We start from the raw sequence: 249 nt of genomic DNA on the forward strand, positions 1-249 counted from the left end.
GGTCGAAACTACGCTTTGATGCGGCAGTATGTAGACGGTGATCAAGACATTCTCCATAGAGCTGAAGATAAGGGGAAGCCAAATAACAAGATCGTACTCAATTTCGCCCGAAAGATCATCGACTTTGGTACCTCATACATTGCCAGTAACCCTATTCGTTACTCTGCAAATGAAGCTGGTACAGAAGTAGACGAACTCACTAAAAAGCTGCAAACAGTCCTGATGGATAACGATGAGGAAAGCTTATCC

The 249-nt window shown here is 43.8% G+C and carries 1 protein-coding gene; it reads left to right on the forward strand.

The window, feature by feature from the left end; genetic code table 11:
• Positions 1–18: 18 nt before the first annotated feature.
• Positions 19–249 (forward strand): phage portal protein (locus tag SB773_RS33655; RefSeq protein WP_410594810.1); only part of this gene is annotated, 231 nt, incomplete at its 3' end.

The sequence above is a fragment of the Bacillus sp. SIMBA_074 genome, from assembly GCF_046534555.1.
In the GTDB taxonomy this organism is placed as follows: domain Bacteria; phylum Bacillota; class Bacilli; order Bacillales; family Bacillaceae_G; genus Bacillus_A; species Bacillus_A mycoides.